Genomic DNA, 8,152 nt, shown 5'->3' on the forward strand with positions numbered 1-8,152 from the left:
ACTGCCGTCAACTGCCGTTCAGGAGTAAAACCCTCTTGTAGTGGGAGTTTCATTATCAATTGATGTCCTAACCACCTATATGCGAACAAAAATCAAATAAGAGTCATTCAATTAATTGCAGGGCTGATAGAATTACAAATTCTCTCTATAAAAACCATAATCTTTTTTCTTATCTTCAAATCTATATTCACGATTATAATGATCATCGGGGTCGTAACCAATATCACCTACAAAACAGAATGATCTAGCTAAATTAAAAGTTCTTTTTTCAAACAGAAATTTATCTCGTGGTGGCATTTCTTCAAAATCATTTTTAAACTTTTTCCATTCTCTTTGGTTATATCTATCCATAAATACATCTAATTTTTGTAAATAGTTGAGCCATTTATTTTTTTCAATTTCTACCGTATCTTTTCCTTCTTCTTCAAATTCTAAATAAATATCTTCCAATATTTTTCGTATTTCCTTGGGATATCTACCAGCTAAAGCCAGAAACGCAATTAATGTTTGCTTACATTCTGGTGTTGGTTCTACTTTCCATGTTGCATCATTCTCTGTTGGAGTCCAGATAATTTTAATGATTTTGCAAATATTAATAAGTCGTTTTGCAGTTCTCGGAGTTAAATCAACGTGCTGACAACATTCTTTTATCCATTTAAATTCTTCAGCAGTAAATCTTTCAAAAGTAACTAATGGGTCTGTATTTGCAGAATGTTGTATTTTTCTATTATTCTCTTTTGAATTATCTTCTCTAGTTCTAGATTCAGAAATACCTTTAACACCTAAATTTTTAGTAGAAGTAGATACTGGGAGATTATAAACTTGTTCTGTTTGTGCTTCAGTATCAACAGGTATTTCTTCAATTTCATCTTGATATGATTTTTCTGGAAATTGTTCTAATTCTTTTAAAAAGCTACTTTCATCATTTACTTGTTGTAAAGGGATACTATTTTCTCCTGTTGTTTGTTGCAAAATCAGATTTTCATCAATTATTTGCTGGGAATTAGAGATATTTTGACTGTCTTTTTTAGACTCCTCTTCAATATCTACCAAAGATTTTAAATACTTTTCTGCTACTTCTCTGCTAATAGGCCGCATTCTGTAGGGAATTTGGATAATTTTCTCTATATAGTCAACACCAGAGGGAGTACCACCACGTTTTAAAACTCCTCTATAATTGTGTTCTAAAGCCCGACCAATATAACGGTCGTCTATGGCTAAGATAACGACAAATATTTCTGTATTTAACAATAATTGTACAGCTTCTAAAACTTGAACAACTCTATCAGGAGGACAACGATCTAAATCATCTATATATAAAACTATTCTCGCAGAACCTCTGGGGAAATATTTTTTAAGAGCTTTGAGTTTTTCAGGATTTGTATTTCCTGGTTTATAGGTTAAATGGTCAGATAAATCTGCTAAATCATCTTGGATTTGGTGCATTAAACCAAGAAGTTTTCGGTAGGAATTATCCTCTAAACGGTTATTGACAAAATCCAATAAAGATTTATATTGAGCAGTTAAACCAACACGTTGTTTTTGTCTTTCTACCTGTAATTGCAGTTTTTCAATTTCCTGCTCTTTTTCAGTTATTTCTTGTTTAGCTGCTTCCTTATTCGCGGAGATTTCCTTAACTTGATTTTGCTCATATTCTGATTTACGTTGATTAATTTGTTCTTTAACTTTTTCATCCTTGGTTTTAATTAGCTTTTGTTTCTCCTCTTTAATATTTTCCCTAGCTACTTGTAAAAATTTCACCGTTTTTACTTGCAAGATTTGGATTTTTTTTAAAATTTCCATACTCACAGATATAGCTGGAATAGCAGCTACACTAGTTAACCAAAGTTTTAAAGCTGTGGATATTTCTAGAAGTGCTGGTAAAAACTTCGGGATAACAGAAACAATTAAAAAATAAGCGATAAATGGTAAAGCAGTTGCACCCAAAAATATGAATAATGTCTTTTTGTCTTTCTTAGTAAATTCAATTAACCCAACTATATTACTAGGTTGTTCTTCCAGAAAATGAGTTATTTTTTGGACATTATTAATGATAAGTTTAATTTTATCATCTTTCTTGGCAATTAATTCTTGTGCTACATCTAGGAGATTAGAGTCAGCTAATTTATCTAACTTCAACAACGGGAATTGAGTTTCTAAATCTTTTTTATCTTTAAACCCGCAGGAATTGAGAAAATCTTTGAGAATAGAATCACCAAAATCATCTTTGAGAGTTTCTTTAAGTTGAGACAGAAAAATAATCAATGTCGCTAGATCTGTCATTTCTTCTTCAACATTCACCTCAATCTTCTTCACCTCTTGGTTAAATTCTTGCTCAAGCTGCTTAACTTCTAAATTAAATTTATTCTCAATTTCTTGATTCTTGCTTTTTACTTCGGCTTCTAAATTTTGTAATTCCTGTTCCGTTTGTTCTAATTTCTTCTGTTCTTCTTCTCTAACTTCACTGAGAATATCCCAAAGGGCATTACCATCAGCATTTTTTTCTTTAAATTTAGCAAATACTTCTTTGCTCAATTCCGATTCTAAAATTGCCTTTCTGTCACTATCATTCATCTGATTAATAACACGCCAAACATCACCACCAGCCAGCAAATTAGAAACTTCTCCTAATTGCTTTTCTAAAGTTAATTGACGGTCAAGTTGATCAAAAATAGTCTGCATTAAACTTGCCCAGAGATCAGACTTAGCATAACTCCAGGCATTAAATTTAATTTGGTAAACATGACCAACATAAGGAGAAAGATTTGGTTCATCTCCCTTTTCTCCCCATGTCTGTTTTGCAGTTATTTGTTGACAGCGAATTTTGGTAATGTGTTTTTCTATTAAGTGCATTCCAAAAGATTTACCACTACCCCAACTACCTAAAATCGCCACTGCTAAAGGAGGTTCAAGACTTCGTAACATCAAAACATCAGCTAAAGATTGCAGTTCCTTAGCGACATCTAAAGAGTCTTCACCGGTTGCTTGGTCATTGCGGAAAGCTTGAGGAACACGAGTAATATTAAATCTTTGCCAACGCCAGACTTTGATACCATCTTCGCCAGCACTGATAATGTAGTCTCCCAGAGGGTCAAAAGCAACGGAAGAAACCTTTCCTTGATGTTCTCCGATTTCTATTTGTCGCTTGTGCTGGGGGTCGGAAATATCCCACAACCGGACTGTGTTGTCACCACTGCCACTAACAACCATACTGCTGTCAGGACTAAAGGCTACTGAGTAGACCCCACCTGTATGACCAGTAAAGGGTTGACCGATGGCATTTCCTGTCTTGGCATCCCACAGTCTCACTGTCTTGTCACCGCTGCCGCTCACCACTTGTGTGCCGTCGTGATTAAAGGCTACTGACATGAGGATACTTGTATGACCAGAGAATGGTTGACCAATTGCTGCTCCTGTCTTGGCATCCCACAGTCTCACTGTCTTGTCACCGCTGCCGCTCACCACTTGTGTGCCGTCGTGATTAAAGGCTACTGACATGAGGATACTTGTATGACCAGAGAATGGTTGACCAATTGCTGCTCCTGTCTTGGCATCCCACAGTCTCACTGTCTTGTCACCGCTGCCGCTCACCACTTGTGTGCCGTCGTGATTAAAGGCTACTGACATGAGGATACTTGTATGACCAGAGAATGGTTGACCAATTGCTGCTCCTGTCTTAGCATCCCACAACCGCACTCTTTCGTCAGCACCGCCACTGACTACCTGAGTGCCGTCGTGATTAAAGGCTGCTGACATAACAATACCTACATGACCAGAGAATGGTTGACCAATGGCATTTCCTGTCTTGGCATCCCACAGTCTCACTGTGTTGTCTTTACTGCCGCTCACCACTTCTGTGCCGTCGTGATTAAAGGCTACTGACATGACACCATTTGTATGACCAGTAAAGGGTTGACCGATGGCATTTCCTGTTTTGGCATCCCACACTCTCACTGTGTTGTCAAAACTGCTACTTACCACCTGTGTACCGTCGTGATTAAAGGCTACTGAATTGACACTATTTGTATGACCAGAGAAAGGTTGACCAATTGCTGCTCCTGTCTTGGCATCCCACAGTCTCACTGTGTTGTCACCGCTGCCACTGATCACAGTTTTACCGTCGGGACTGAAGGCTACTGACCTGACAAATTCTGTATGACCAGTAAAGGGTTGACCGATGGCATTTCCTGTCTTGGCATCCCACAGTCTCACTGTGTTGTCACCACTGCCACTGACAACCATACTGCCGTCAGGACTGAAGGCTACTGAATTGACAAATTCTGTATGACCAATAAAGGGTTGACCGATGGCATTTCCTGTCTTGGCATCCCACAGTCTCACTGTGTTGTCACCACTGCCACTGACAACCATACTGCCGTCAGGACTGAAGGCTACTGAATTGACAAATTCTGTATGACCAATAAAGGGTTGACCGATGGCATTTCCTGTCTTGGCATCCCACAACCGCACTGTCTTGTCTTCACTGCCACTCACCACCTGTGTGCCGTCGTGATTAAAGGCTACTGATATGACATTACTTGTATGACCAGTAAAGGGTTGACCGATGGCATTTCCTGTCTTGGCATCCCACAGTCTCACTGTGTTGTCACCACTGCCACTGACAACCATACTGCCGTCAGGACTGAAGGCTACTGACCTGACAAATTCTGTATGACCAGTAAAGGGTTGACCGATGGCATTTCCTGTCTTAGCATCCCACAACCGTACTGTGTTGTCAGCACTGCCACTCACCACTTGTGTACCGTCGTGATTAAAGGCTACTGAGTAGACCCGAACTGTATCACCAGAGAATGGTTGACCGATAGCATTTCCGGTCTTGGCATCCCACAACCGCACTGTGTTGTCAGCACTGCCACTCACCACCTGTGTGCCGTCGGGACTGAAGGCTACTGATATGACATTACTTGTATGACCAAAGAAAGGTTGACCTATCGCTTCTCCAGTTTCGGCATCCCACAACCGGACTGTATTATCACTACTGCCACTAACAAGCTTACTACCATCGCTACTAAAGGCTACTGAGTTCACAGAACCTTTATGACCTTGGCAACTTGACCACTTTTCCCCAGTTAGCAAATCCCAAATTTCTATTGTGCCGTCTATTAAACCCACGGCAATGCGTCTTTGTCCCTGGGGTGATATGACTACTGCATTTACTTTACTCTCAAACTCGGCAAAGGGTTTTTCGGGTTCTGGGGTTTCTGCTTCTGTGCCAGGTTCGATTGCTGGGATTATTAATTGTTGGTTGCTGATTTCTTGTTGACCTTGGGGTGCTTCCATGCCAGTGGTGTCACCAGTTTAGTTGTGTGTGGCTGTTACTGGTTTTACTATGCTGTTGTTTGATTGTAAATACTTTTATACGTTTATTTACAGTAATTATCAGCAAATTTGTCTGAATCAGGATTTACAGGATGTTGGTAGTCCTGGCGACTGGAAGTCGCGGCTATACAAACAAAGTCCGCCTGCGCGGACTAATGAAAAATTAAGGGTTTGAAACCCACGCAGGTGGGTTTGGTCTGTGTAGACGCGGTTTCTAACCGCCGATTTGATCTTCAGTAAGTCCTGACCTATTTGCTTTTAACAAACAACTGCTGTTCCTCTGCACTACCCTGAACAATGGGAATAGTGAAGTGGAACTGACTACCTTGGTCTTTACCGATGGACTCTGCCCAAATTTTGCCGCCCCAACCAGTGACTATTTGCCGAGAAATTGCTAAACCCAGACCTGTACCACCCGCAGTCCGTCGCAAAGCTCCCTCTTCTTGATAAAAGCGGTCAAAGACTACTTCGAGACGATTAGGTTCTATGCCCCGTCCTGTGTCGGATACAGTCACCTCAACCATTTGATTGCGTTTGCTAGTAGTCGCCTTAATGTGAATCTCTCCTTGAGATGGTGTAAATTTACAAGCATTGTCTATCAGCTTTGCGATTACTTCCACTAGCCAATCACCGTCAGCCCTAATCAAAGGTAAAGTTTTCGGAATTTGCGTTTTAATTTGGGGTATTTTTTCTGTTGATGACCGTGTACGCAAACGGCTGAGAGCTAAATCTATACATTCTTGTAAACTTAGGGTTTCTGGATGCCATTCCACTCGACCACTTTCTAAATTAGAAAGAGTGAGGAAATCTTGTACTAGTTTCCGCATCCGTTCGGAGTCAGAAAGGGCTGTACTGAGCATAACCTGCTGCAACTCTAGTGGCATATCCGGCTCACTAGCGAGACTTTCGAGGCAAACTTGAATAGTAGATAGGGGGGTACGGAGTTCATGACCAGTGATGGCTATCAAGTTACTGCGGGTGCGATCAAGGGCTTCTAGCTGCTTGTTCAGTTCTTCTAAATTAGCAAAAGCTTCGGCTTGAATCAGGGCTGCACCGACTTGAGTTGCGATCGCTTTCACTAAATCCAATTCTCCTGGTTGCCACTCATGGGGTGGTAAATCGCAATAATGTAACTCAACAATTCCCAACAGTCGTCCTTGAGAGAACACAGGTTCCATCAACCAAGAACGAATACCCAACTTTTTCACAATTAAGGAAAGTTTGGGAGAACTAGTCACACGATAGTCAATCAGCGTATCAGAAACACATACGCCCTCACCCTGTTGTGTAAGTTCTTGAAACAGAGGATTGCTCTCTAACTCCCAAGTTTGTCCCCGCACCGAAACCACACCAGGACTTAAAAACTCATGCTCAATGATGGCTTGGGCTTCGGTAGTTTGAGCGCGGTAAATGAGACAGCGACCAGCTTCGAGATGTTGACCTAATTCTTGTGCAGCCACTTCGAGAACAGAGTGCGGATCAAGCGATCGCCTAATCGCCGTGCTAATCGAGTTTACCAAGCGTTCTTTCCGTGCTTGTGCCGCTATAGAACGGTAGGCCTTGTGCAGTTTATACTGACTAGCTTGCAGGTAAGTCACCAAGCGCTGTACAAAAGGGTCAGTATCGATATCACAAGCATATTCGTTCAGTGGCGCTGCGCCTGTGATCTTGATTGATCCTCCAATACCAAACCTCTGTCGTGCCTCCTCAATTTTGTCTACCAAATCAGGTCTGTAAACCAGAATTCTGTCCAATAACAATTGGGCGGCTTTGAGGCTTACTCCCCGCTCTGATGTCCAAATCCCCTCAAATCTTCTCGCTGTGTCGATATCTAAACCAGGGCTAATTTCTGGTAACTGCTGATTTTTGGCAATAGAACCAACGCTTTCTCGGCACACCAAGCAGGTAGCATAGTTGTCCGCGATCACCACCAAATGCCACTCTTGACTTAAACCGTCATCAGGCTCAAAAGCTACTTTTTCATAGTATTCCGAATTATGGGCAAACTCCGTTTCCGGTGCCGATAATACGTATATTTGATTACTTCGTTGAGACAGTCGTTGATAGCGATGAGCTTCTTGGCGGTAGAATCGCTCTCGTTGGAAACTAGCAATAATCAGGGGCTGGCTCAAGGTGGCAGCCAAAACCTGATCTTCCATTGCATGGGAGAGCGCCGTTAGTGAAGCCTTGAAATATAACTGGGGTCGCAGGTAGGGTAGTGACTGTAGCAAATCACTCAGCACGGAAGTCGAAATGCTCATGAATATCGTTAAACGCCCAATCTAGACAAGATCCACGTCACAGATGCATTGTACAAATTAAAACTGGTCATTGGTCATTGGTTATTGGTCATTGGTCATTGGTTATTGGTTATTGGTTATTGGTCATTGGAAAAACTCTTACCTATTACCCAATACCCATTACCAATCCCTAAATCGATCCATGTTCCTAAGCCCAATATATAGCAACAGACAGCTTTCTTATCAGGTAGCGCCAGCCAAGGCAATTTGTAGCTTTTGCAGCAAACACAGCCAAAATAGCACAGCATGGCATACTACTCAAAGGTAGATTTCCACAGCTTTGGCAATTTTTGAGCGCCGTAACCGAAAAACACCTTGGTTATTTTGGCTATTACTTGGTACTGAACCAAACTAAAAAAAATTCAACTGAACATCTAGTTGAGTATTTTCTAGGTATAGCATCTCTCAATGCTCAACAACGAATAAATCAAGTAAAAATCCCCAGTTTCCAGCCTTGACTTCAAAACGAGAACCGTTAAATTGATGGGGAGATGGGGAGATGGGGAGATGGG

At 41.2% G+C, this 8,152-nt stretch carries 3 protein-coding genes; 1 reads left to right on the plus strand and 2 read right to left on the minus strand.

Annotated elements, in window-relative coordinates:
- Positions 1 to 132: 132 nt before the first annotated feature.
- Together A9Y75_RS21950 and A9Y75_RS21955 are read right to left on the minus strand one after the other, a co-directional pair.
- Positions 133 to 5,301, minus strand: coding sequence for a P-loop NTPase fold protein (locus tag A9Y75_RS21950; protein WP_083389702.1), 5,169 nt, complete (start codon positions 5,299 to 5,301; stop codon positions 133 to 135).
- A gap of 287 nt (positions 5,302 to 5,588) precedes the next feature.
- Positions 5,589 to 7,601, minus strand: a complete 2,013-nt coding sequence (locus tag A9Y75_RS21955; protein ID WP_071191643.1) for a DICT sensory domain-containing protein — start codon at positions 7,599 to 7,601, stop codon at positions 5,589 to 5,591.
- A gap of 48 nt (positions 7,602 to 7,649) precedes the next feature.
- Here A9Y75_RS21955 and A9Y75_RS28780 point away from each other — a divergent pair, with 48 nt between their 5' ends.
- Positions 7,650 to 7,805 (plus strand): hypothetical protein, encoded by a 156-nt coding sequence (locus tag A9Y75_RS28780; protein WP_177176258.1) that lies wholly within the window; start codon positions 7,650 to 7,652, stop codon positions 7,803 to 7,805.
- Positions 7,806 to 8,152 lie beyond the last annotated feature (347 nt).

Source organism: Trichormus sp. NMC-1, from assembly GCF_001858025.1.
Taxonomy (GTDB): domain Bacteria; phylum Cyanobacteriota; class Cyanobacteriia; order Cyanobacteriales; family Nostocaceae; genus Anabaena.

Excerpts from the sequence above, each read along its gene's own strand:
- A9Y75_RS21950 (WP_083389702.1), bottom strand. The coding sequence starts at position 5,301 with ATGGAAGCACCCCAAGGTCAACAAGAAATCAGCAACCAACAATTAATA.
- A9Y75_RS21955 (WP_071191643.1), bottom strand. The coding sequence starts at position 7,601 with ATGAGCATTTCGACTTCCGTGCTGAGTGATTTGCTACAGTCACTACCC.